Raw genomic sequence first — 26,081 nt, 5'->3', positions numbered from 1 at the left:
TACTGCTATGCATTTCCGTAAATTTGACTTGTAAAAATAAAATAAATCTTAAATAAGATAGGAATGGAAAAGTACAATTACGGGATTATTGGTCTCGGAGTAATGGGAAGAAATCTGCTTTATAACATTGCCGACAACGGTTTTTCTACAGCGGGATTCGATTTGGATGAGGAAAAAGTAAGAGAGCTTCATAATGGAGCAACTCCGGGAACTTCAGTAAAGGGAACGGCTTCTCTTGAAGAATTTGTATCCGTTTTGGATAGTCCGAGAAAAATTATTTTAATGGTACCAGCAGGAAAACCTGTAGATGCTGTTCTGGAAAGCCTTACACCACTTCTCAGCCCGAAAGATATTGTAATTGATGCGGGGAATTCTTATTTCAAAGATACTGAAAGACGCATTGCCGATTTAGCTTCTAAAAGCCTGCATTTTATGGGAATGGGGGTTTCAGGAGGAGAACAAGGCGCAAGAAGAGGGCCAAGTATTATGCCTGGTGGTGATTTGGAAGCATTCAACCTGTTACAACCCATGTTAGAATTAATTTCAGCAAAAGTTAACGGAGAAGCTTGTACTGCTTATATGGGCAAAGGGTCTGCAGGAAACTATGTAAAGATGGTTCACAATGGGATCGAATATGCCATCATGCAGTTGATCAGTGAGGCTTACGATTTGCTAAGAAAAGGAGCTCAACTAAACAATGATCAGCTTTATGAAGTATTCAAAACATGGAATGAAGGAGAAATGAATTCTTTCCTTATTGAAATCACAAGAGATATTTTCCAACAAAAAGATGATTTAACAGACGGTTTCCTTGTTGATCAGATCTTAGATAAAGCCGGAGCCAAAGGAACCGGAAAATGGACATCCGAACAAGCCATGGAAATCGGTGTTTCTATTCCAACAATTGATATTGCCGTAACATCAAGAATTTTATCTGCTTATAAAGATGAGAGGGTAAAAGCTTCTCAATTATATCCTAAAGGGGAAATAACAGTTCCTGAAAATAAAGAACTGTTCATTAAAGAAGTGGGTGATGCATTGTATTTGGCTACTTTAATCAGCTACGCTCAAGGATTAGCATTACTGGTAAAAGCTTCTGAAGAATATCAATTTGAAATTCCATTAAAAGATGTTGTCAAAATATGGAGAGGAGGATGTATTATCCGCTCTGTTTTATTAGAAAAATTCTATACAGCATACTCTAAAGATCAGAATTTATCTAATATTCTACTGGATCAGGGAATTTCAGAAATCGTAAAAGATAAAATTTCATCATTAAGAAAAATAGCTGCTTTTGCTCCATCAAACGGAATTCCAAGCTTAGGAATTCAGTCAGCTTTAGGGTATTTCGAAGCTTATACAACAGAATCTTTACCCATCAATTTACTTCAGGCTCAGCGTGACTATTTTGGGGCGCATACTTACCAAAGAACTGACAGAGAAGGAATTTTTCACACTTCATGGCAAAACCTTAATAACTAAATTCGGAAAATGAGCGACAATACAATCCTGCGTCCAACAACAATTGTTATTTTTGGTGCAACGGGAGATTTGGCAAAAAGAAAGCTTTTTCCTGCATTTTACAATTTATATATTGATGGCAGAATGCCTAAAGGCTTTAATATTTTAGCCTTGGGAAGAGCCGAAAATACAGATGAAAAATTCAGAGCTTATATTAAAGAAAACCTGGAAAGTTTTTCTAGAAAGACTGTAACCAAAGAAGATTGGGCGGGTTTTCAGGCTCACATCACCTACTTTCAGCATCAATTGGATGAAGAAGATTCTTATCAAAATCTATATCATACATTAGAGAATTTCGACAAAGTCTACGGAATGAGAGGAAACAGGCTATTTTACCTTTCCATAGCGCCGAACTTTGTATCCGTTATTTCAAATCATATTAAGAATACTTCTATCGCTTCCGATCCTGCAAAAGATAGAATTATTATTGAAAAGCCTTTTGGTCACAATAAGGAGTCTGCTATAGAACTGAATAACCTTCTTTCACAAACCTTTCAGGAAGAACAGATTTATCGTATTGACCATTACTTAGGAAAAGAAACGGTTCAGAATATTTTAGCATTCAGATTCGGAAATTCAATTTTTGAGCCTTTATGGAATCACAGGCATATAGATTCGGTTCAGATTACCGTTGCAGAAGAAGTAGGAGTAGAAACGAGAGCCAGTTTTTATGAGCAAACGGGAGCTTTACGTGATATGATTCAGAACCACCTTTTACAAATTCTTTGTATGGTTGCTATGGAACCACCGGTTTCATTAGAGTCTGGTGAAATCAGGGATCGTAAAGTAGATGTTTTAAAATCAATTCGTAGAATTTCATCGGATAAAGTAGATCATTATGCCGTTCGAGGTCAGTATGGAAGAGGAAAAGTAAATGGAATTAAGGTAAACGGCTATCGCCAGGAAGAAGGTATTGCTGCGGATTCTAATACCGAAACATTTGTTGCTATTAAGTTTTATCTGGATAACGAAAGATGGGAAAATGTTCCTTTCTACGTTCGTACCGGAAAGAAAATGAAAGAAAAGCATTCTTATATTACCATTCAGTTTAAACCGCTTCCCCACTCTACATTTTCAGAAAGCTCATCTCCTTTATCGGCTAATCGACTGATTATTAACATTCAGCCGCAAATGGATATAAGGTTACAGTTTATGTCAAAAAAACCGGGGCTTTCATTAGAATTGAAACCGGTAGAAATGATTTTTGATAATTTTGCCTGTCAGACTGATACTCCAGAAGCCTATGAAACTCTTTTATTAGAAGCACTTGTGGGTGACCTTACATTGTTTATGCGTTCTGATCAGGTAGAAGAAGCCTGGGATGTTGTAAAAACGATTCAAGAGACTTGGGAAACAACCAAAGATCCCTCTTTCCCTAATTACGATGCAGGAAGCTGGGGCCCGGATGACAGCAATGCTTTGGTTGAGAGACAAGGAGATGAATGGGTGTAGAATTTAACTAAGAAATAAAAATGGATATTACAATATTTAATACGCTCGATACTTTATATAAAAAAGCCGCAGATACGTTTGTTGAGCTTTCCGAAAAATCTATTCAAAAAAATGGAAAATTTGCTGTTGCGGTGAGTGGTGGCTCTTCTCCAAAAGCTATTTTCAGCTTATTGGCTACTCCGGAATATGCGGATACAATAGATTGGAGCAAAGTTTATATTTTCTGGGTAGATGAAAGATGGGTTGCTCTTGATGATGAAAAGAGTAATTTTAAAATGACCTTGGAAACACTTTTGAATAAAGTTCCTGTGAATAAAGATCAGATTTTCCCAATGTATAAAGAAGGAATCGATCCTGAAAATTATGCTAAAGAATATGAAGCGCAAATCAGAAACGTATTAGGAGAAGAAGGTATTTTCGATTTCATTCTTTTGGGGATGGGTGATGATGGTCATACAGCCTCTTTATTTCCTGGAGAAGCAGTTCTGGATGAAAAAGAAAAATGGGTGGCGGCTTATTATCTGAAACCTCAGGAAATGTTCAGAATTACTTTAACGGAGCCTATCATCAATAAAGCTGACAATATTCTGATTGTCACATTCGGCAGCTCGAAAAAACATGCATTAAATGAAGTTTTAAACGGTGAGTACAATCCGAAACTGTACCCACTTCAGTTGATTGAAAAGAAAGACAGCGTTCAGATCTTTACAGACAAAGAAGCAGGAGCTTAATTCAACGGATATATTAAAAACTGATTAAGGTATTACTATCTTCGTCAAAAAATAAAATATCGCCACTTATTTAAAGTGGCGATTTTTTGTATATCAACTCATAATGATGAATTTTCAAAATAAATTTCCTATCATTCATTCAAAATAATGTAAAAAAGAGCTTAAACAACTTAAAATACTGAAAAACTTCAATATAAACATTTGGACAAACTTTTGTATTTTTATAAAAGAAAATACATTTTCTGCCTGTATGGCTATGAAAACCAAACACTATTATTCGTGAAAAAATTAAACCCAAGTTATTTCGAGTTCTTCTTTTACAGGTATGGAACGATTATTATTTTTGTTCATATAGTCACAATAGGATGTTATTTTTTAAGTACAAAAGAAGAAGATCCTATCACCTTAGTTTTTCCTACCATTCTCTGTTTCATCTTTTTCCCGCTTGTGTGTTTATCAGAATATCGGATGCTGAAAAAAAATCTTCCTCCTGCCAATGTCTTTCTAACGGATAACGGCCTTATCATCAATGAAACCCCTTATCCTGCTGAGCAAATAGAAGAAATCACCTATATGCCTGTAAGAAATACACTGAATAAATTTCCGAATTATTTTTTCGAAATTAAAACCAATGATGGCGCTTTCTTTTATTTTCTGGATAAAAGTATGAACTGGAAATTTGAATCGCCTACCCTGAAATTACTAAACAAACACCCCCTATTCTCTTCAAAAACAACAGAAAGAGAGGAATCATCGGATGGCTTTTCGGTGTTTAAAAAGCTGAAATAATCGTAACGCTCAACACCCAACAAATATTATTTTATAATTATTACAAACCTTAAATATTACCAATCATGAAGTTAGAATTATATCAAATAGATGCCTTTACAGAAGAAATTTTTCATGGAAATCCTGCATGTGTTATCCCACTGAAAAACTGGTTGCCTGATGAGGTTCTTTTAAAGATAGCCCGCGAGAATGCTGTAGCAGAAACCGCTTTTTTTATTGATAATGGTGAAACTATTCATCTCAGATGGTTTACTCCCGAGATAGAGATGGATCTATGCGGACATGCGACCCTTGCTACAGCTCATTGCCTGGCTTCCATCTTAGATTACCCGAACAATAGAATCGTTTTTGAAACCAAAAGTGGCGAATTAACTGTGGAGGTAAAAGATGGATTTTATTATATGGATTTCCCGTCAAGAATGCCTGAGCCGTCTACTCTTCCGGACACTATAGTAAAGTCTCTCAATATACAGCCTACAGAAGTTTTCAAATCAAGAGACTATGTTTTGGTATATGAATCTGAGGAAGATATCAAAAAAATCATCGTTGAAAGATCTATCCTGGATCTCATCAATTTGGATCCGGGAGGTGTTGTGGTGACGGCAGCAGGTACTGATAGTGATTTTGTTTCAAGATATTTCACACCACAGTCTTCCATTCTTGAAGATCCTGTTACTGGTTCTGCACACTGCTCGCTTATCCCTTTCTGGGCTTCAAGATTAGGAAAAGATCAGCTTTTCGCCCGCCAGCTATCAGAAAGAGGAGGCCAGCTTTATTGCGAAAACAAAGGTGAAAGAGTAATTGTGGCAGGTAAAGCCAGAACTTATTCTATAGGGCATCTTTGGATTGAATAATCTTATTCTGACTAAGCGTTCCTGGTATAGAGAATCGGCAAATATCGTAGATATTTGCCGATTCTCTTATGTAATATTTAGAAAAAAAAAGTGGGTTAACTTATCTCCCGCTCGCCAAGATATTGTTGGAATCTTAAAAGATATCCATCCAGATCCTGAATAAGGAGTTCTTTAACGCCTTCTTCAATAGAGTTTATTTTGTACCATATTTCTTTCGCCTCTCTAAAATAGGGTATCTTATTGATCTTAATTCTATCGATAATAGATTCTAAATTGTCTGTCTCAATTTGAAAATTAATCCCTCTTCCTCTGGGAAGAATCATCTCACCGGTAATCCAAGATTCAGAACAGTCTTGTTCAAGCATTAGCTGAGCTCCCTCATAGGAAATGAATGCAAAATGATCTTCTTCTCTTTCATATTCCAGAGTGAATCCTAAATATTCAATATAAAACAGCTTAGAATCATCAATATTTTTCACTAATAACTCAGGAATTAACCTGTTAAATTTCATAGGATCTTCTTTCATTATAATTTCAGGAATTTTGATTTAGTTTAGCATGAAAAAATTAAAATCAATCAAAGATAGGCGTATTACAATAAAATATAGAGTTACTCTTGAACGGATATAATCAATCTGATACCTTTCTTTTGAAATAACAGTTTAAATATAAACTTTCGAATCTTTAAATCATTAAATTAGCACTGAATTAAAATGCGTTAAGATTTCTATGAAAAATATATTCGGTGTATTACTCCTTTCTATGGTACAGCCTATACTGGCACAAACGAAATTAGAAAAAGCAATTACCAATCTTGAAAATAATTACGACCAGGAAAAAGTATACTTGCTTACCGATAAAGCCCAATATGCCGCTGGAGACAAAATCTGGTTTAAAAGCTTTGTATTTGATGGCTACAACCGTTCTCCTCTATCTACAACTCTATTTGTTGAACTTTACAGTGCTGATAAAAAATTAATAGACTGGAAAACCATACTTCTCACCAATGGTGAAGGCAGCGGAGATTTTCAACTCAAAGAGGATCTTCCTGAACAAGTTTATTTTGTAAGAGCATATACTCCTTACATGACCAATTTTAATGAGGATTTTCAGATGGTAAAGACCATTCCGGTTTACAATCCAAACTCTCCTGAATCATTAGTGATTTCTAAAAGTACAGATTGGTCTGCAAAAGCTTTTCCGGAAGGAGGAACTTTTATAAGCGGTATGCCTACAAAATTTGCAGTAAGATTATCAAGTGATACTACTTTGCCGGAAAACTGGACAGGAAAAGTAATCGATACTCAAAATCCAAATACCCCAATCACTACCTTTAAATCTTTTGATAAAAATGTCGCAGCCTTTACCATAACACCTACTTTAGGAAAAAAATATCAGGTTGTTATTCAGGATAATGCCGGAAAAACTAAAACCGCAGATCTTCCACAAGTTGCAGACAGCGGCCTTCATTTAGAGGTTAACAGTTCTAAAGATGGAATTAAATATACTTTAAAAGGTGTTAATCTAAAACAGCAGCTTCAAAACTATAAAGTCATAGGAACAATTAATAATCACCTTGCCTACAAAGCAAATATTAAGCAGATAAATAATGAAGCCTCCAGCCTCATTCCTACAAAAATCAGCAATGGTGCAAACGGTGTTTTACAATTAACCATTTTTGATGACCAGGATAACCTGGTAGCACAAAGGCTTTGCTTTATAAAACCCAATAATTTAAAGATTGAGAAAGCAGAAATTATAGGTCAGAGTATAAAGCAGACTCCAAGATCTTTCAATAGCATTGACCTTTCCCCAGAGTCTTATTTTAAAAACTACACCGTTTTAGTGAATGAAGACGACGGAAGCAATAAGCCTGAAGAAGACAATATATTGAGTGCACTTTGGTTAACAGGAGATTTTACTTCAAAAATAGACAGCCCAGCCCAATATTTCTCTAAAAATGCCAATAGTGAAGCATTGGACGCTCTCCTTATTTCTGAAAACTGGAAAAGATTCGACTGGAATTCTGTGCTTAACGGAACGGTGCCAGCCATTAAAAATAATTCCCAAAAGTTTCTTTCTTACAGGATAAAACCTATTAAAAACAATGCTCTGATCATCAACTCTAATGTCACTTTGGTATTGAGATTAGGGAAAGAAAGCCCCACTATTAATCCATTTAAAACAGATCAAAACGGATATGTTTATTTAAATAATCTTAGCTTTGATGATCCTTTGGAGGTTTCCGTATTTGCCAATTCAGATAATAATAAAGAGGCAAATGCTGATAACTTATTTGTCACAGCAGAACCATTAGTGACTCCTATAACGTTTACAGGAAATTTCCCGAGCACAAAATATAAATTAGTAAAAGCCAGTGGAAATAAAACACTTCCTCCAACCATTTCAAGAGCTATCAACACTCAAAAAAACACCCAGAAAATAGAAAATGCAGAGGTAGAAATCGAACAGGTAAAATTAGTAGGAAAAAAGAAAGATCCGAAAGAAGAATTAGACAAAGAGCTTTCCAGCGGAATGTTCAGTTCTGTAAATTCTACGATCTTCGACTTTGTTAACGAAAATCAATACGCTGCCGGATTTACTAATATACTAGACTGGCTGCAAGGAAAAGCTGCTGGTTTAACCTTTCAAAGAAACAGCTCAGGAGCCAATGTACCCTATATTCGTGGTCAGCAAGCCAAATTATATTTGGATGAAGTGCCTACAGATCCTACAATGGTTGCCAACCTTTCCATCAATAATATTGCTATGGTCAAAATTCTTAAAGGAGCAGGATTAGTAGGTGATGCCGTTGCCATCTATACCATGAGAGGCAATATGCAATCTAAGGTCAAAGAAAAAGAAACCAAGCAGACGAATAACTCATCCATTATAAAAGGCTATGATAAACCTTCTGAATTCCTTGTTGAAATGATTGATGAGAATGCAAAAGTTGAAAATGATACCCGCGAAACCCTATATTGGAACCCTAATTTATTTGACAGCGATTATGTGCCACCAAGAATTAAGTTTTTCAATAACGACAGTGCCAAGCAATATAAAGTATTGATCATAAGTTTTGACGAAGACGACAATATCCTTTACGATCAGCAAATTTTTAAATAGAATATTTCTCTATATTAAAAAGCCTTTCAGTTTTCTGGAAGGCTTTTTAGCTTTAAATACTAAGAGGACAATAAGATCATGTGGATATGCACCTGCTTAAAAAGTTTTATTTCAGTAAAATAATTGACAAATATTTCGCTACCATTTTTTTTAATAATGCCTCATCGTGAGATATAATGGATATAGCTTCTTAAACTCTTCTAAAATGGTATTTGATATATTTTGTGCTGAAATACTTGGATCTAAATAATCAATTTCTTTTCCTATTATAAAATAATTTTCAATTTTTGAAGCCTGAACTCTATTAAATAAATCATTTTCATCATTTAAAGAATTTACCAAAGTTCGTCTACCATCAAATTCAATCCAATAATCCGTTAATAATTTTATAGTTGAGAAATAATCTTTAAGTACATGCTTGTCTTGTAGCAAATTTTTGAAATGATCTCTATCATATCTACCCCCATTATTTTTTCCTAACACAAGCCAAACACCCAAACTATTTTCATGAATTATCACTTGTAAACGGATGTTATTAATAAATGATTCCGGCTTATTTATTGATTTATCAGCGCTTGAATATTTGGATAATTCTGCTTTTGATTTCCCATAATGCAACCAAATAGCATCTATATATTTTCCACTAAATCGATTAAAAAAGTGTCGGCTAACAATCTCTCTAGGATTATGATGTTTATGTAACTCATGAAATCCATAGGTTGCAAATTGAGGATAAATTATATTATCTAACTCTTTAAATTTCTTATGTACCTCTTTCCTAATTTCTTTTAGATCAGAAGTGTTCATATAATGATATTTTTTTTCAAATATTTTATGATGGTTATATAAAAAAAACTGTCCCTGATCTTTAGAAACCTCGTCATTAATATTTTGTTTCTCAAATGCGATCTCATTATCTTTAACTTTAATTTTAGTATACTTATTCTTATAACTTAAAAGAAAGTCATCAGTAACTAAATAGCCTTTTCTATAATACTCTTTAAACCATTGTAAAAGTTTTTTGCATTCGTCTTGATTATTGATTTGAAAATTCATTTCAATATTCTTTTCTAATCCCCAATTTGTCGTATTTGATGATCCCACAAATGCAGTAAATGAATTATCATTCTTTTGAAGAAGATATACTTTAGGATGAAATGTATAATTGGATTGATAGACACGAGCATTAATATGAAGATTGTCTAATATTTCTTTAAATACTTCAGGTTCTGTAGCTAAATCGATACCTATTAAAAAATATTGCTCCGTATCTTTCGAAATATTTTGCTGAATAAAATTCCAACCTTGAACGCTAATCATTGCAGTAGCAATATAAATTGATTTTGCTTCTACTAACTCATCTCTAAGTTTTTGTTTTATATCTGTATGGATTATCATCGTTTTTCTGCTAAAATTAATATTCTATTCTCCCACAGCAAACTACCTTAACTAACAACGACTCATGTTTATTCATAATTATTCTTGTTAATCAAATATAATATTAACATTTCTATTATCGGCATATCTATCAATACAATAAAAATATTATTTCAAAAATCAGCAAACATGAATATTTTATAAAGTTCCAAAATCGATTGTCTTTTCCAACTTTGAAAACATATCCCTTTATTTATTAAACAGTTGCCAGAAAACATTCAACGATATAAACTCTGAAAAACATCTCAAAATTATTGCACAAACAAACTCAGTTATCAGCAGATGTAATATATTTGAGACTTCAAATTTTATAACTCCAACTAATAAACCTATTCATCATGAAAACCTCAATTGCATTCTTAGCTCTTCTTGCTTCACATTACTTTTTTTCCCAAACCATTCATTTTGAAAAATTAAATAATTATTTCAATTATATTGAAAACAACAATTTGGGAGTAGGTCGTTTGTCGGTGTTTAAAAAAGGAAAAGAAGTCTATGCTAAAAGTTTCGGTCAAAAAAACATCCCTGAATTAACATTTGATAAAAATACCCGATATCAGGTAGGTTCTGTTACCAAAATGATGACTGCTATTTTAATTTTTAAATTAATTGAAGCTAAAAAATTAGATTTAAATGATAAACTTTCAATGTTTTATCCGGAAATTCCGAATTCAGATGTTATAACCATCAAAAACTTATTGGAACACACCAGTGGTTTAGGAAGTTATGTTGTAAAAGACGGAGAAGTTTGGGTAACAGAAAAGACCAGTGACAAGGAAATTATGGATCTCATCATCAAACAAGGAAAAAGCTTTGAACCGGGTGAGAAAGTTGCCTATTCAAACTCTGCTTATTATCTCCTCACTAAAATTCTTGAAAGCAAGCATCATAAACCATTTTACCAAATACTTTATTCAGAAATTATACAACCTCTGGGGCTAAAAAATCTAGCATCTTTCAAACCTGATCAAAAAAATGTATTTCTGCCTTATCAATATGAGAATAATTCATGGGCGATTCTGAAAAAGGAAATCAATTTACTCAATGTAATTGGTGTGGGGGATGTTTCTGCCACTCCTTATGATCTGAATATTTTCATCAATAGTTTATTCCACAATAAGATCTTAAAAAAAGAATCTCTAGCCATCATGCTGCCTGTATCAGGAAAAGAAGATTGGGGAAGAGGTATCGCGATCTGGGATTTTAATAATCTTATATTTTATGGACATGGTGGAGATACATTAGGATCACATGCCATTCTTATTTATAACAAAGAAGCTGATCTCTCCATTGCTTATGTTACTAATGGAGAACGCATCAAAAAAGAAGACTTCATGCAAAATGTCGTTGATCTGCTTTATAATAAAGAAATTAAACTTCCGGAAATAAAAGACAAACCATAACAAGTAGTAAGCAAAACAATAAACGGAGATTTAAGCACTACAAAAATTTTTAAAAGGATTTTTCAAAAGAAAATGCTAAATATTCCGTTTAATTCTTAAATTTAGGCAATGCAAAAGAATCTTTATCTCATCATTATATTATTTTCTCTTACCAGCTGTTATACGTATCAGGTCAAAAAGCCAGCGGCTCCTCCAACCGATAATAAGCAAGCTTTAAAAAAGAATTCAGCTTCTATGCCAATGAAAAGTGCAACCTCTGAATTTCAGAATCAGGATTCACAACAGCCTCCTGCTCCAATCAATATTCAAGAGAAACTTGCCGCTAATAAAAATGTTAAAATTGATGTTGATGGCAGAAGCTATAAAGTGATTGTTGATCGATGGGAAAGTGATAGTTTGGTCGTACATCCGGTTAATAGCCCTAAAAAGACTCTGAAATTCCATAAGAATCAGATCAATGGTGAAAAAATTGCAGAAAAACGTTTTTCAGAACCTTTATCTAATCTTCTTACGGGTGCTATTTATGTCGGAATTGCTGCGGGGATCTTATATCTTGTACGCTAATTATCAAACTCATGCAACTTACAACCGCTAAATATCAACTACATAGGCACATGTATTTATCAAATCTGTAAAACTTTTCCCATGTATCTATGCAGTTAAAAAAACAAACGGTTATGTTTAGCTCCAACACCTTTCAATTTAATTAATATTCAATATATTACAAAAAGCATCATTATAACCATGATGCTTTTATTTTTGAATTTAAGATCTATATTTTCCGCTATTCATATTTTGAAAAATCAACAGCAAAAATACATCGGTTGACCTGGCTACCATTCTGAGCTCCGGCGTTAGGCTCATATTCTGTCAGACTCCACAGATATCCATATTGAGATTCGTAATAAAGAGATTCTGCTCCATAGGGCCATCGGTAACGTACAGTATCATCGCCACCATCGGTATATCTTGCCAGTCTTGCATTAGAACCATAAGAATTGCTTGGAGATCCGGTACAGGAAAGCCAGGTTCTGTTCCCTTTTCGAAATACCCCCTGGATACCATGGGCATGATTATCAGTAAAAAGACTATTCTTTGGTGCTACAGTCACAATCCCTGAATTTTGAATGGTTCCGTTGGCATCAATAGGAAAACCAAATACTTTAGGAACAATGGAAGCGTCGGCACTTCCAGCATAATATTGTCCCGTCCAAAGCTGAGTTCCTTCATCATTCACCTGAATCGTAGAGAAAGGATTAGCATTATTGATCTTTTGATATCCTGTTTGTGGCAATATATACCGATAGTTGAAGGCAAATAAATTACCGTTGGCATCTTTACCACATTTATCATTGGTGGTATCACCGGTACTTACTTCAATAATTTTATCCAAATCAAATATGCGAACTCCCAGACTGGTACTGCTAAGGTATACTTTCCCTTTAAAATAAGCAATTCCTCCAGCATGGACTTTCAATGGCGCGTAAGAACCATATTGAGTGTAAGTTGTGGTATTAGTCGGGATCTCAGGTTGTACCAATAAGATATGTCGATACGTAAGATAAGTGCTTGAACTTGGGCTGATATCGATTAAGGTGATACGTGAACCTTTATATTCAGCATCATCTTTTGCATACCAACTCACCAACAGATAACGAACACCATCTTTTGTAAATCCCGCAATTCCCTGTGGCCGCCATATTGATGTCGTTTCATCATCTGTATTCCAACGGATTCCTCTTACTCTGTTTTCTTCCGGAATATTGAATCCATAAACTTCAGTATAAGCATTTCCCCCAATAGCCTGTCGGTTTTTATTAACCTGAGCCGGATTTAAAAAAGTAAATCCTGAACCGATATAAGTGCTGGTATCTACATAAGGATTGACACTTACACTCGCATCCGCAAGCATTTTACCTGATTTTGAAGGAAGCTCCTCTTCCATTGCTGCTGAAGTCAGCTGATTATTCTGACATCCCACACCCGCCACTGCAAGCAAAAGCATCCATCCAAGGATTTGTTTTTGAATCATGATTTAGTTTTTAGAAATTACGTCTTACCAATAGTTGATCAATTGCCTGCGAAACTAATGGATTCTACTTTCATTGGAGTAATCTCTGTATTAAATATGTATTAAGATTATGAAGTAGAAAGCTAAAAGATGGAAGAAAAAGCTAAGAAGATTATTGAATTTAGGCTAGTCATTATCTTCACTAAATGTAACTACCATTATCCTGTTTGTTGCATCCAGCCTCCTTTACCTCAACTTCCATATCGTCCCAAATTACAGCAAAACTTGTGAAATATAATCCTTCAGGATTATGAAATTTGTAATTTTGACTCAACAATTATGTTTTCATAAATATAAAGAACTTTGGAAAAAAAGAGTGAGATAAAACCACACGATACAATCTTGTGGCAGCGAGGGGAGATAGGAAAAATATTTTTTGTTAAGAAAATATTTTTTAACTATATTTGCGTAAAAACAACGCAATAAAAATGAAAGTAAAAACAGTAAGATCTATCAAAGAATATCTATACCTAATTAACCAGTTAGAAAATATTGATTTTAATTGGTTTAGAGGGCATACATACACCGATTATAGACTAGAGCCCACTCTTTATAGGAATAAAAAAGAGGTTATAACTGGTGAGGGTAACATTAAATTTCGTCATTATGAAGTTGAGAATGAAGAAATCGCAATTGAAGAGTTTAAAAACAAATTACAATCAAAAATTGATAATTATCAATATAATGATTTAGATTATCTGTATTTAATGCAGCATAATGGAATAAATACTCGACTTCTAGATTTTACATCTAGTCCGTTAATCGCTTTATTTTTTAGTGTAGTTAAAGCCAAACCCGATAATTTAAACTTAATTCACAAGGAGGATGAGGATGAATTTCAACCTAATTGTTCTGCTGTCTTCTGCATAAACCCACTAAAAATAAATCTTATTTCATTTGATAAAGAAGAAGTTATTAATTTCAAAGAAAAATCTTTGAATGAATTAAGAAATTTACTAACACCTGTGTGTATTGAGCCTACAAATATCAAAATTGATAAACGCTTAGAAATTCAAAAAGGGAAATTTGTTCTTTTTGGTTCCGAAGTAAAAGAATTAGACTGGTATACAGAAGCAAGAAAAAATATCCTAAAAATATTAATTCCTGATGAAGAAAGGTCTAATATTCTAAAAGAATTAGATTTAAAATTTGGTATTAACTATTCAACAGTTTACCCTGATTATGAAGGCTTAAGAAAATTCATTAATCTGAAAACAAAGGACAACTTTAGAAAACTGTGATTTTTTTATAAAAATTTAAAGGTACCACTTATTACCGTTGCTCTCCGAAGTCTCCCGACTTCGGAGATTTTATTTCAAGCAAACTTTAAACAACACTTTAAAACATACTTTCCCAACCAGAGTTCCTCAATTCCCAAGACCTTCTGCAAGCGTTTAATTTAAAGTCATTTAAATAAATCAATCGTAGTTTTACTACAATTTTTCAGATTTAACGAAAATTTACATTTTGTAATATTTTTTTTATCTAACTTCGGTGACATAAGACCGCTAAAAAAACGCACCAAATATTATGAAAAACACCTCAAATTCTGAGAAAGTTTCAGAAAACCACATTTCGGGGATCAACCGTGTGGTAAAGCTGGAAATTGTGGTTGAGGGCAAGACTATCAATCACTATAAACACTTTCGTTTGCAGCAGAGTGCAAGAAAGCACCATGATTTTGAACTGGTATTGGCTCATGACTCTTTAGGGGAGGTACAAAACCACAACCTTCAGCAGGCCCAAAAGTTTTTAGGAAAAAGAATCACCATTGTTTTTAGATATAAAGATTACGAAAATGAAACTCCGGAAAGAACATTTGTGGGTATCATTACCAAAGTAGCCTTCAGTCAGGAAAAAATGAGTCTGGGAAATATTATCTTAAAAGGAATGAGTCCTACAATTCTGATGGATGCAGCTCCTCATACTCAAAGTTTTGGTGGTGGCCAGTCTGTGAATACCAATATTATTGCGAATCGGATTATCAAGGAGACTTTAGGAACAAGTAAATACGATTTCAGGGTAGACACCCAGAATAAAAGTTATATCAGCTACAGTGCCCAATACAACGAAACGCATTATAATTATCTGACAAGGATTGCAGAAGCCTATGGTGAGCAGTTTTACTATGATGGGGAAATCCTTCATTTTGGCAAGCTTCCTCCTTCTGAGAAACCTATCCTATTGGTCTATGGAAGCAACGTCATTGATGTAAACGTTGAACTGAGAGCGGTTCATACCAAACCTGAATATTTCGGCTATAACAGCAGCAGACATACCAAAATGGTAGGTGCTGATGACAGAATCAACCATTTGGGAGAACTCTCTTCCAAAGCGTATGAACTGAATGACTCTATTTTCACCACCCGTTCATTGACCCCTACTCCTATCAATCCCAACGTATTCCTTGATGTGGATGATTCTCAGAAAAGTGCAAGAGGAAGTAAAGCCGTAGAGGTTTTTACCGTTTCGGGAAAAACCACCGTTCCATTCCTTTATATAGGATGTGTGGCAGATTTGGCAATGAGAAAAACCGATAGCAATGAAACTTCGCATTTTACAACATTAATGATTACAGAGGTAAGCCATGAAGTAGATGCAAGAGGATATTATAAGGGAAGCTTTGAAGCCATTGCTGAAGGAACCGGCTTTATGCCAAAACCTGATTTCGAAATGCCTAAAGCAGAACCACAGGTAGCCACCGTGATTTCCAATGTAGATCCTTTGAATCAGGGAAGAATACAGGTAAGATTCGACTGGCAGCTTAATGATACCACCCACTTTATCAGAATGATGAGTCCTGATGCGGGAGGAACAGATGCGATTACCCAAAACAGAGGTTTTGTAGCCGTTCCTGAAATTGGCGATCAGGTCATGGTAGGTTTCGAATACCACAACCCCGATTTTCCGTTTGCTATGGGAGGAATGTTCCACGGGCAGGTAGGTCTGGGCGGAGGCCTTGATAATCATCTGAAATCTATACAGACCAGAAGTGGTATTAAGGTATTAATGAATGATGCAGAAAGAAGTGTCACCATTAAAGATCCGAGTGGAAACACTTATTTTATGGATGGCCAGGGAAATATCAATGTTACTGCACCGAAGAATATGACTTTCACCGCAGGAGAAGATATGCATATTTCAGTGGGAAGGAATATGACCACCAAAATTGGACAAGACAGCACGCTGCATATAGGAAATGATCATACAGAATCGATTACCAAAAGATATACTCAGACCTCTGAAAATAAAATCGTTACTGTAAAACAGGATCAGACAGAAAGTACAGGAAGTAAATTTAAAAGCATTTCCGGAGAAGCCGACATACAAACTTCAAAAGGTGATTTAAAACTGCGAGGAACCTCACTGGCTGTATTCCAGGGTGGAAAAGACGTTAAAGTAAGCAAAGGCTAAATCTGTACGAGGGATGAAAGTCAATTTTTCATTGGCCACCCACGAATATGATGACTACCTCAACCATTGAATCCAATCCAAAATAGTAACACATGGAAGATCAGAAAACTTCAACGCACGATCAAAAGCTTTCTGAAAAAAGAGCAGAACAAGAGAAAAAATCCAGCGAACCTTCTCCTATCGAAAAAAGAGAAATGGTAATGAATGGAGCTAAGCTGAAATGCCCTTACGCTCAGGGGCCAGGAGATCTGATAGTGACCTCCAACGAAATCAACCTTCAGGATCAGCCATTTGCAACAATAGGTGATGGAAATAATATGGTCAATCTTCAGTTTAAAGGAACCTGCGGACATCCCAAATGGCCGGCAAGAAACATGTCTCCCCCACCCTGCATGAGTGTTATTAAATTAACTCCATGGGAAAACCCGGGAACCACAAAGATACAGGAACAGACCGTTTTGGTAAAGGAGTCCTATATCAATTGTGACCCTGAATTTAATTCTGCTTCTCCATCACCAATTCCGAAAGCGGAAAGTATAAAAAGTGAGATTCAAAATAGCAATGCTCCTAAAATCCTTGATGCTTATTTTGTAAAATGGACTTCCGAGAAAGGAGCTGCTGTGGAAAAAGAAGAGGAAGTATTCAACAAAAAACTGGGTAAGAATGTTAAGGTTAAAAAGAAAGTAGATACTGCAAAAATAACTGCAGAAAAAATATCTGAACGCGGATTAAGCTACCAGGTGGCTTTAGTCGTGGAGACTGAAGGACTCGCTGGAAAGAAAATAAAAATTAAGGTGAAAAGTGGTAAGAATAAAGTCTTATCAGATGTCAATACCGAAGTTGGTCTAATTGACTTAAAAGAGGTAGAAAAAATTACAGACGCTTCAAAATATGCAGGTGTAAAAGCAAAAACTGAATTTGAAGTAGAAGTTGATAATCTGGCCAATGATTCCACGATAGAAAATGCAAGTCAATTTAAAAACAAAGCAGTGGTTAAGCTGATGCTCAATCAGCGTGCGGATGATTTGTCATTTAATTTAGCCAAACTCATCGCTGCAAGTCCTGACAAAGAAGCTTCTGTTTATATTGAAGTAACTTCTGATGAACCCAAAGTTGAGTATCTTGGGAAACAAGGAAGCGGCAGTTTAAAAAACACCTTTTTAAATGAAGGCGGTCAGTATTTTAAAATCAAATACTTTGAACAACCATGGATTGTGAAAGCTCGTGAAGAACAAGAACTTGGTGTATCTGAAGCCACCCACTGTTCAAAGATCGTGGACGAATATCACGCTATCAACCGACAAAATAAACCTAAAGCCTGTGCTGATACCGGTAACAGTTCCTGGTGTGCCTCATTTGTGGGCTGGTGTCTAAACAAAAGTGGATATTCGGCTCAATTAGATCCGGGTGCTTATTCCTATGGTGAAGAAAAGACCAGATACAGACAAGGATTTAAGAAAAATCCTACCGATAAAAAGGGACTGGAAAAAGAAGAATTTGATGATCCGGTATGGGGAAAACTGATTGCAGGAAATCAACCTTTGCTGGGTTCAATATGCGTTTTATCTAACAAGCATCACGTAAGTATGGCTGTTGGAAAGAGCAGCGACGGTAAAGTCATATATTATCTTGGCGGAAATCAGGGGAACAAAGTTTGTGTAGGAACCTTTGCCAGCAGAACTTCTGCCATGTATCCGATAGAATATACTAAAAAGACTGAAGATGATGAATTACCTATTTATTATACAAAAAATGAAAAGCTTAGTTACTAGTCTGATATTATTTTTCTTTATTCCTGTGTGCGGGCAAAAGCTTGTGCATGACAGTTTGAAAGTATATTATCAGGATTCATTAATGGTCAGTAAAAATTTTAAAGACGGAACAGTGTCCAATAAACTGACTATAAAAGTCATAAACCCTTGCAATGCTGAAAAAAACAGATTTGATGGTGCGGTAACCCTTATCAATGCTACTGTTCAAAATAAACATTACACTGATAATGTAACTTACAATTATCCGTATGCTCAATCCGGTTTAATCAATTTAAAAACCGGAAATATATCCAATTTTACAATAGATAAACATCAGGCGGTATTAATTCCTTTTACCTATTGCGGAAATATGGATAATGACACACAGGTTTCATACATACTATTTTATAAGCATAAAAAATACCTGCATCATATCAAATATTATTGTGGAGAAGACAATACCTGCAAAATCAAAGATGATCTGAATGTAACCTTAAAAGATCTGCCCTCTCCATTAAAATCGAAAGTGATCAAAGACCTGCAAACAAAATATAAGAACTCAAAGGATTTTTACTAATCAGCTCAAAAATGTAATGATATGAGTGACGAACAAGAAAAAGACAGCTATACAGCAAATCCTCGTCAAATAGCTTATGATCAAGAAAGTCAGAAAGATCATGAGGTACATGTGGTGAAAATATATTTTGCTAAAAGGGTTCCTAAAATGATCTGGGAACCTAAAGAAGAAACGTATCCTGTACAAAGTGGCGGGTTGGTATCTGATGTCAAAAAGAAATATGAGCAAAAAGGAAGAAGAAACATCAAGGCTGATAAAGAAGATTCTGTAAAATTAAAAGCCAAAGAATCGGTAAAAATTACCTGGGAAGAGGAAGTACAGGAAATGAAGGATGGCAAGCCTGTTTTTAATTTCGAAAAACTTGATAAAAGCGTTATTAAAAAGAAAGTCTGGGTGGTGGCAGAATGTCAGGGATTCACGGGAAAACTCTCTGTGGAAATTCATGAAAATAAATTAACCAACCCGGAAAATGTATATGATAATCCTGTAAAATTTTTGGATGGTGATACGGAAAAAACCACGATTGAATTTGCGATCAACGGAACCCTGGAGTATTCTAAAGAAATAACCTTACGCCCTAAAAGCGATCAGGATGTAAAGAAACTGGTAGAAAAGTTTGTGAAAAGAACGGATGTAAACGCTTTTTTATATTTTAAAGCTGATGTAAAAGATACCCAGGATAAAATTATATTTCCGGATGATACCCATGAGTTTTTAAATAAAGATGGGGAAAGATTTGAGATTGCAGGAACCCCTTGCTACTGCAACAGAGATATCACAGTGGATGAAATGATTGAATTAATTTATCATTTAAGAGACAAGCAGAATTACAAATCGAAAAGAGATGCGTTTTTTAATGAAGGCAAAGAAAAAATAACAGCTATCGGTATTACCAGCGGAAAAATCACTGACAATAGAGACAAGATAAAGCTGTTTACCGATGAAATGAATGCTATGTTTAAAAAATTCAGCATTAAAACCTGCAGAAGAAAAATTCATTTTCTGGGGCAAATGTATCTGGAAACCATCAGTTTTACCTATACTTATGAAAGCAGAGACTCTGTTCCTGCCAATTATAAAGGCGGTGTCCCTTTCCAGGGAAGAGGAATGAAACAGATCACTCATGATTATAATTATCTGGCCTATTATGATTATGTAAATGGTACTAAACATTATGATACTTATATCAAGTTCAGATCCGGTTTTGAAAGCGTTGGTGAATGTGTAGCAAGCAGGCCAAAAGCTCAGGAAAAAGGACTCAATGCGGCCTTTTATGAAGAATTAAAAACCTATGCTAAAAACATTTCCGAAAACTTATTCCATGCTTTTAATTCGGCAGGCTGGTTTTCCACCATTCATAAAACCGATACTATTGCAGCGATGGATAATGGATTGACAGACTCTGATGTTGAGAAGGTAACCCAAGCTATTAATGGAGGTCAAACCAATATAGCAGAAAGAAAAAATTACACCAAGTGGACTAAAGAATTATTTAAATATGATACAGAATGCGTAAACAAATAATATACCTATTTTTCCTCCTTTTTTATTCACTGAACAGCTGCCAGAGTACTTCGGTAAGTAATGATAATATTACTGTTCTACAGAATAAGAAAAAAGTAGGATTTATAAACCAGGCAGGCGATGTGAAGTGTGACAGCTGCTATGCTTTGAGAACTGTGAAAATAGATGGCAGGAATTTTACTTTCAAAGTACCTGTTTCTTTAAATAATATTGATAGTAAGAACATTTTTCAGGAAGATTATGAGCTTATACTGGATCAGTCTGCCAAAGACCTGTTGCTCAGATACAATAGTCTTATCACTTCTGATGCGCATGTTTTTAAGATTAAAAAAATTAAAAATAATGTTGTGATTACTGGGGTAAGCAAAGTGAGTTCCGCAGTTAATCACCATAAAATAGCCAAAGATGATTATGCGGATTATCCAGCCACTTCAATATGTGAAAAAGATACAAACCATGTATTGCTGCAAAGCAAGGAAATTAATCTGAATTCTTATTTTATAAACTCTGATAAGAATTGCTTTTTGTGTCCCTCAAAATACAGTGTACAGGAATGTTTAGAAAAGAAAAAAACGAATACCAAGTTCAATTGGCAATAGCAAGAGTGAAAAATCATGGAACCAGTGTTTCCCCTACATGTTAAATTAAACCTTCAGGAAGGAAAGAAATTTTACCGATATACCTATAATGAATATACGACCACCTATGGAGAAACTCATAGAAGTGAGCTCAACAAAGTTTTTCATGTTGCACTGAAACGTTTAGAAACAGAAAGATTTGAATATCATATTGAAATTTTTGACAGAGTTCACCGGGATAAAGAACTATCATCATCAGAAAAGAATTTTTTAGACAGGATTGCGGAGATCAATAACAATGTAAAGCTCATTACAGATGAATATGGCAGACTGAAAAGCATACAAGACCTGTCTGTTCTTCAGGGTAAAGTGGAAAAAATAATAGAAAAGCTTTCCCGATCCTATGTTGGTAAACAGGCAGACGATTTTTATCAGTTTTTAAAAACATTGTACCGAAGTGAGCAGCTGGTGGCTAAGGATTTTTTAAAGAATATCCATTTCGGATTGATCCTCCATCAATTTTATGGAAGACTTGACGAGAATGATCAGGTAAGGCATAGTGTACGCTATCGTAATTTTATGACCAATACCATCATCGATATTGATGAAAATATACAAACGGAAGCTATTCGTTATGATGATGAATTATTACTGATACAGTATACCGGCAATATTCCATCAAATAAAAATTGGGAGATGTTTTATGGAGAAATGCAGCGAAAGGAAATCGCTTATCATACGGAGACAGATTTCCCGAAACTGGACAAATATAAAGGGCAGATCTTATTGGATTTTATGACCAAAGAAGTGTTGGAGCATAAACTTACCATAGAATTTTCCCTGGGAGACAATTACCAAAAGAGGATTATTTATCATATAAAAGAAATAAGCCATGAAGAATTATAAAAAAACAACATGGATTAAAGAAATTCCCAACCAACCGGATGAAAAATTCAGCAAAGGATTTTCCTATTTTGGCTGTACACTTTTATTATCAGAAACTCCCCTATTAAAAAAAGAAAAATTTTAAAATGGCAACACGTATTACTATAACAGATTCCGGACAGACACAAGTCTTAAATGGGCCATCGGCTCCGGATACTCCTGATGACTCTTTACAGCGCATCAGTGATGTTTATTTTGCCAAAAAAGTGACCACAGACAATGGGACAAGAGTCAGTTTTACAAAAATTGATTCTGCTCATGTACAACGGGATTATCAGAATCAGGAAATTCCATATGATTCTATATTAGGAAAGACAGTATATCTGATCATTGAGACCAGCAATATGACAGATTTGAGTATAGATGCTGTGATAAGACCTTCAGCCAATACGATGACGGAAAGCACAGATACATTACAACTAATGCGTTTCGTATCTCCTAACCGATATGAGGCACAGAGGTTGTTTACAGTACGAGTAGGAAATTTTGATGCTTTGAATAATAAAGATGGCAGCCACGCTCATTACACCAATTTACAAGCTGATCATATCAATAAAGCGATCATTAAGCTGCAGCTTAGACCGGATGGAAGAGCCACTTTTGATGAATGGACAAGAAGACTTGCGGATGGAACAATCAATTTAGAGGTAGCAGTAGAACGAACGGATAATAATCCCTGTGCCTATAAAAACGAACCGCAAGAAGTAAATGGAGCCGGCATTTTCCTCAATGAAGACAACGCAAGATTCCGAGTGGTAAATAAGAACATCTATAATATTCATCATGGCAGTAATATGTACAATATTCTACAAGTGATTAGTACAAATCCTGAAAAAAGAAGAAGAATACAAAAGGTTCTGAATCATCATTCTACGGATGTTATTTATTTCTACTATGATCAGCATGATACTGAACACAGAATCTGCTCCAGAACTAAAGAAAGTATAACAAGAAAAAGAAGAGTGAATACCATTCCACCGGTAGCCCAAAGGGGAACTCTTTTGCAAACAATAGACTACACGGCCAACAGAGCTGCCGGAGAGCAAATAGATGCTCATCAGTTATTGGTGTATACCAACGGAACTCTTGGTGATGGTGCTACCGATAAATGGTATGCCAATCAGACAGGAAGTGTAGATTTAATTAATATGGATATTATTGGGAATGCAGGAGTAGGGCCACAGATTTTTGAAGCATTCAATTATAATCAAAATGGAGTTATTATTCGATACGGATTCCAGCATACCAGAAGGAGAAGTATTCAGCCAGATTTATTTGCCGGTTTCTTGGGTTCATTAGCACAATTCAGACAAGAGGGTCACAATCATTATATTGTATCCCAAGGTTTTTCTTTTGCTGATGCATCATGTTATCCCAGTGCAGAGCACGTGAATGGAGAGGCAGGAGATCTGAATTTATTAACGACTCAGCAAGATGGTGTGAATACCATCCTTAGTGCCGGGAATTTTGATTATGATAATGAGGTTATTCTTCGAAATATTCTTTTTGACTTTGGTTTTATTTTGGGCCGATCAGAGAATTTTTCCAACACCTCCAATGCCAGTACTGCAGACAATGCTACGACACGGTTACCTCATACCACTCATACTGCTACCCCTAGACATAATAATCACTTACATATTCATGGTTTCGCACAAATATTAGATATCTATGCCTAAAGTTAATATCACTTGTTTTACGGTTTTGTTGTTTCTTAATTTCGGTTATGCTAAGGCTCAAACAGGAAATACAACACTCAACACAGAAGCACATTCAACAGAGAAAGGAGCTGTTTTATTCAGTCCCAATAAAGCCGATTGTATAAAGCTGCCATTTGGCTATTCTGATCTTTCAAAAAGAACAACAGCTGATGCCCTTCTGCCTGTCATACAGGATGAAAATAAATTAAAAGAAATCAACACATTACAATTTGAAAAAGTAATTAAAAAAGATTTTGTCTCACTTCCTGAAGAATATGATACTTTTCTGCCGTTTAGCAACAATCTCAATGAAAAATATGATCAGATTAAGATAGCCTCCCGCATTCTATGTGATGGAAAATATTCATTGTATTTTATGGCAGTCTATAATACGACTCGTTATGCAGATCCATTTATTGAAAAGATATATTTAATTTCAACAAAGGACAACAAACCTCTCGACATGAAGAGAATCTATCTTCGTCACGAGGGAGAAATGGGGCTTGCCAACTATACTTTATTTAATATAGATAAGAATTATATCATTTCTCTACAAGATTATGAATTTTCTGAAAGTCCTTTTACGTTAAAACCTCTACAGCAATACCAGATTCTACCTTCCGGAAAATTGGCGAGATACTATGAACATGATGGCCTTTATAAAAATAACGAAGAACAAGGCATGGTAAAGAATCACAAACGAGAAGGAAAATGGATTGAATTCAAATCGAATAGCTCTCTAGAGTTACAAAAATATCCTGAATTTACAGACCCCTATACCTATCTGGAAGCACAATATAAAGATGGAATTCCTGTCGGAACATGGAAATTTTATAAATTATTGCAAAAGTATAATGAGGAAACAGGTTTACCGATCATCAACACAAGGAAAAAAGGAAAATTGATCTATACTGAAGTCTATCAAAATGGAGAGTTGAAAAAATAGGCATTTCAATGGTACTATTAAAAAATCGCTTTTTTTTAGTGCATTCAAACCAATATAATACCATTCAATTGCGAGTAAATCTTTGTGCTTTACTACCCTCTTTTTGAATACATTTCTACTTTTTTTGCAATGCTGCAATTATACCCTTGTCAGGATTTAAAACCTTGACAAGGATGCCTGGCAAAATACCTTTACGTAAAGTCAAAACAATATTGGATAACTTTCTATTAGATTGAATGGAGAAGTTTATTTTCAGACTTCACCCTGAATTCAAAAACCTGAAAATGAGCTCCCTGTAATTCTATAGCAAAAAATCATCCCTACCCTTCTTCTTTATTTTTTAAAATTCTCCTATCTCTCATTGATCCGAATGTTTCTGACGTAATCTTTTTTTGCTTATTTTTACATAAAATAAATAAAAATAAGACATGAGAAGAATCGTTTTAGCAGGGCTAATAACTATGGGCGGGCTCTTAACTGTAAAAGCGCAATGTAAAACCGTATCTACCCTTGTAGAAAATTTTGATACCTGGAAAGATATTGATAAATGCTGGACTGCTCAGCCGGGCGGAAAGACAATGCTGTATGCGAGTGATAAAAAAATTATATTTTATTCTATGAACAACCCGGGAGAAAATATGTATTTGGTGACTCCAGAAATTAAAGCAGGAAACTATACTCTTACCCTTGACATCTCAGACAACGGAGGAGAAACCACATTGGAAATTTTCTCAGTAGGCAATGCTTCTGATTCAAAATCATATATTTCAATCGCTAAACCTTCCAAGATAACAGGTGATAAAAAAACATTCAATATTGCCATAAAAAAAGATACTCATTTAGGACTGAAGGTTTTGCTAAATGGCGTTCATCAGGCAGTTTATATGGATAATTTTTCATTGAAACAAAAATAATAGATCATTTACAGATCCGGTAAACCTGTACACACATCTTTTAAAAGATATTCATATCAATTTTGTCCATTCTCCGAAGTCAAACGACTTTGGAGATTTTATTTGAAGACTTACCTTTTTTCAAACAGTTAATAAATATAAAATCCCTTCTAATTGACTAAAGATTCTTTAGCATATAGCCAAGGACTAAGTCCATTTAAAGATGTGTGCGGATGATTACTGTTGTAATCGATTTGCCACTCATAAGCCATTGCATTTACCTCCATTATAGACCCGAATAGGTATGCATCCAAAACGTCTTCTCTGAATGTACGGTTTAAGCGTTCAATATATGCATTTTGGGCAGGT

23 protein-coding genes are annotated in these 26,081 nt (G+C 34.9%); 19 read left to right on the top strand and 4 right to left on the bottom strand.

What is annotated here, in order from left to right:
* Nucleotides 1-63: 63 nt before the first annotated feature.
* The 5 genes from gndA to GTR01_RS08810 all read left to right on the top strand — a co-directional run bounded on the left by gndA (nucleotide 64) and on the right by GTR01_RS08810 (nucleotide 5,347).
* Nucleotides 64-1,482: an NADP-dependent phosphogluconate dehydrogenase gene (gndA, locus tag GTR01_RS08830; protein WP_160137483.1), complete on the top strand. Its 1,419-nt coding sequence runs from the start codon at nucleotides 64-66 to the stop codon at nucleotides 1,480-1,482.
* Between the two features lie 9 nt (nucleotides 1,483-1,491).
* Nucleotides 1,492-2,973 carry a glucose-6-phosphate dehydrogenase gene (gene zwf / locus GTR01_RS08825; protein ID WP_160137482.1) on the top strand — a complete coding sequence of 494 codons (1,482 nt, stop codon included), beginning with the start codon at nucleotides 1,492-1,494 and terminating at the stop codon, nucleotides 2,971-2,973.
* A gap of 20 nt (nucleotides 2,974-2,993) precedes the next feature.
* Complete coding sequence (pgl, locus tag GTR01_RS08820) at nucleotides 2,994-3,704, top strand: 6-phosphogluconolactonase (protein WP_160137481.1); 711 nt, start codon at nucleotides 2,994-2,996, stop codon at nucleotides 3,702-3,704.
* A gap of 279 nt (nucleotides 3,705-3,983) precedes the next feature.
* Nucleotides 3,984-4,493: a hypothetical protein gene (locus GTR01_RS08815; protein WP_160137480.1), complete on the top strand. Its 510-nt coding sequence runs from the start codon at nucleotides 3,984-3,986 to the stop codon at nucleotides 4,491-4,493.
* 65 nt (nucleotides 4,494-4,558) lie between these two features.
* A complete protein-coding gene (locus GTR01_RS08810) occupies nucleotides 4,559-5,347 on the top strand; it encodes a PhzF family phenazine biosynthesis protein (RefSeq protein ID WP_160137479.1) in 789 nt (262 codons plus the stop codon).
* 95 nt (nucleotides 5,348-5,442) lie between these two features.
* On the opposite strand, the gene GTR01_RS08805 is transcribed toward GTR01_RS08810, so the two are convergent.
* Complete coding sequence (locus GTR01_RS08805; protein WP_160137478.1) at nucleotides 5,443-5,859, bottom strand: bleomycin resistance protein; 417 nt, start codon at nucleotides 5,857-5,859, stop codon at nucleotides 5,443-5,445.
* Between the two features lie 217 nt (nucleotides 5,860-6,076).
* On the opposite strand from GTR01_RS08805, the gene GTR01_RS08800 reads away from it, so the two are divergent.
* Nucleotides 6,077-8,473 (top strand): hypothetical protein, encoded by a 2,397-nt coding sequence (locus GTR01_RS08800; RefSeq protein WP_160137477.1) that lies wholly within the window; start codon nucleotides 6,077-6,079, stop codon nucleotides 8,471-8,473.
* 150 nt (nucleotides 8,474-8,623) lie between these two features.
* On the opposite strand, the gene GTR01_RS08795 is transcribed toward GTR01_RS08800, so the two are convergent.
* The gene (locus tag GTR01_RS08795; protein WP_160137476.1) at nucleotides 8,624-9,871 is read right to left on the bottom strand and encodes a phospholipase D-like domain-containing protein; all 1,248 of its coding nucleotides are present in this window, start codon (nucleotides 9,869-9,871) and stop codon (nucleotides 8,624-8,626) included.
* 377 nt (nucleotides 9,872-10,248) lie between these two features.
* Here GTR01_RS08795 and GTR01_RS08790 point away from each other — a divergent pair, with 377 nt between their 5' ends.
* Together GTR01_RS08790 and GTR01_RS08785 are read left to right on the top strand one after the other, a co-directional pair.
* Nucleotides 10,249-11,313: a serine hydrolase domain-containing protein gene (locus GTR01_RS08790; protein ID WP_160137475.1), complete on the top strand. Its 1,065-nt coding sequence runs from the start codon at nucleotides 10,249-10,251 to the stop codon at nucleotides 11,311-11,313.
* Between the two features lie 108 nt (nucleotides 11,314-11,421).
* Nucleotides 11,422-11,877, top strand: a complete 456-nt coding sequence (locus GTR01_RS08785) for a hypothetical protein (RefSeq protein ID WP_160137474.1) — start codon at nucleotides 11,422-11,424, stop codon at nucleotides 11,875-11,877.
* A 220-nt stretch (nucleotides 11,878-12,097) separates the two neighbouring features.
* On the opposite strand, the gene GTR01_RS08780 is transcribed toward GTR01_RS08785, so the two are convergent.
* Nucleotides 12,098-13,345 carry a hypothetical protein gene (locus tag GTR01_RS08780; protein WP_160137473.1) on the bottom strand — a complete coding sequence of 416 codons (1,248 nt, stop codon included), beginning with the start codon at nucleotides 13,343-13,345 and terminating at the stop codon, nucleotides 12,098-12,100.
* Nucleotides 13,346-13,812: 467 nt separating this feature from the next.
* Here GTR01_RS08780 and GTR01_RS08775 point away from each other — a divergent pair, with 467 nt between their 5' ends.
* The 11 genes from GTR01_RS08775 to GTR01_RS08725 all read left to right on the top strand — a co-directional run bounded on the left by GTR01_RS08775 (nucleotide 13,813) and on the right by GTR01_RS08725 (nucleotide 25,733).
* Nucleotides 13,813-14,625 carry an FRG domain-containing protein gene (locus GTR01_RS08775; protein ID WP_160137472.1) on the top strand — a complete coding sequence of 271 codons (813 nt, stop codon included), beginning with the start codon at nucleotides 13,813-13,815 and terminating at the stop codon, nucleotides 14,623-14,625.
* Nucleotides 14,626-14,914: 289 nt separating this feature from the next.
* On the top strand, nucleotides 14,915-16,798 hold the full coding sequence (locus GTR01_RS08770; protein ID WP_160137471.1) for a type VI secretion system Vgr family protein: 1,884 nt from the start codon (nucleotides 14,915-14,917) through the stop codon (nucleotides 16,796-16,798).
* Nucleotides 16,799-16,890: 92 nt separating this feature from the next.
* The gene (locus GTR01_RS08765; RefSeq protein ID WP_160137470.1) at nucleotides 16,891-18,570 is read left to right on the top strand and encodes a PAAR-like protein; all 1,680 of its coding nucleotides are present in this window, start codon (nucleotides 16,891-16,893) and stop codon (nucleotides 18,568-18,570) included.
* Nucleotides 18,551-19,126 carry a hypothetical protein gene (locus GTR01_RS08760; RefSeq protein WP_160137469.1) on the top strand — a complete coding sequence of 192 codons (576 nt, stop codon included), beginning with the start codon at nucleotides 18,551-18,553 and terminating at the stop codon, nucleotides 19,124-19,126. The genes GTR01_RS08765 and GTR01_RS08760 overlap by 20 nt, the downstream gene beginning before the upstream one ends.
* A 21-nt stretch (nucleotides 19,127-19,147) precedes the next feature.
* Nucleotides 19,148-20,650, top strand: a complete 1,503-nt coding sequence (locus GTR01_RS08755; protein WP_160137468.1) for a hypothetical protein — start codon at nucleotides 19,148-19,150, stop codon at nucleotides 20,648-20,650.
* A complete protein-coding gene (locus GTR01_RS08750; protein WP_160137467.1) occupies nucleotides 20,635-21,249 on the top strand; it encodes a hypothetical protein in 615 nt (204 codons plus the stop codon). The genes GTR01_RS08755 and GTR01_RS08750 overlap by 16 nt, the downstream gene beginning before the upstream one ends.
* A 15-nt stretch (nucleotides 21,250-21,264) precedes the next feature.
* The gene (locus GTR01_RS08745) at nucleotides 21,265-22,134 is read left to right on the top strand and encodes a hypothetical protein (RefSeq protein ID WP_160137466.1); all 870 of its coding nucleotides are present in this window, start codon (nucleotides 21,265-21,267) and stop codon (nucleotides 22,132-22,134) included.
* Entirely contained in the window at nucleotides 22,121-22,258 is a 138-nt protein-coding gene (locus GTR01_RS08740) for a hypothetical protein (RefSeq protein WP_160137465.1), read from the top strand. Before GTR01_RS08745 ends, GTR01_RS08740 begins: the two co-directional genes overlap by 14 nt.
* A gap of 1 nt (nucleotide 22,259) precedes the next feature.
* Entirely contained in the window at nucleotides 22,260-23,852 is a 1,593-nt protein-coding gene (locus GTR01_RS08735) for a hypothetical protein (protein ID WP_160137464.1), read from the top strand.
* Nucleotides 23,845-24,819, top strand: a complete 975-nt coding sequence (locus tag GTR01_RS08730) for a hypothetical protein (protein ID WP_160137463.1) — start codon at nucleotides 23,845-23,847, stop codon at nucleotides 24,817-24,819. The genes GTR01_RS08735 and GTR01_RS08730 overlap by 8 nt, the downstream gene beginning before the upstream one ends.
* A gap of 428 nt (nucleotides 24,820-25,247) precedes the next feature.
* Nucleotides 25,248-25,733: a hypothetical protein gene (locus GTR01_RS08725; RefSeq protein WP_160137462.1), complete on the top strand. Its 486-nt coding sequence runs from the start codon at nucleotides 25,248-25,250 to the stop codon at nucleotides 25,731-25,733.
* 149 nt (nucleotides 25,734-25,882) lie between these two features.
* Here the strand turns inward: GTR01_RS08725 and GTR01_RS08720 are convergent.
* A partial coding sequence (locus GTR01_RS08720) for an integrase core domain-containing protein (RefSeq protein WP_160137461.1) occupies nucleotides 25,883-26,081 on the bottom strand: 199 nt, incomplete at its 5' end.

The organism is Chryseobacterium sp. c4a, assembly GCF_009900745.1.
Taxonomy (GTDB): domain Bacteria; phylum Bacteroidota; class Bacteroidia; order Flavobacteriales; family Weeksellaceae; genus Chryseobacterium.
This window is presented reverse-complemented; position numbering and strand designations above follow the sequence as displayed.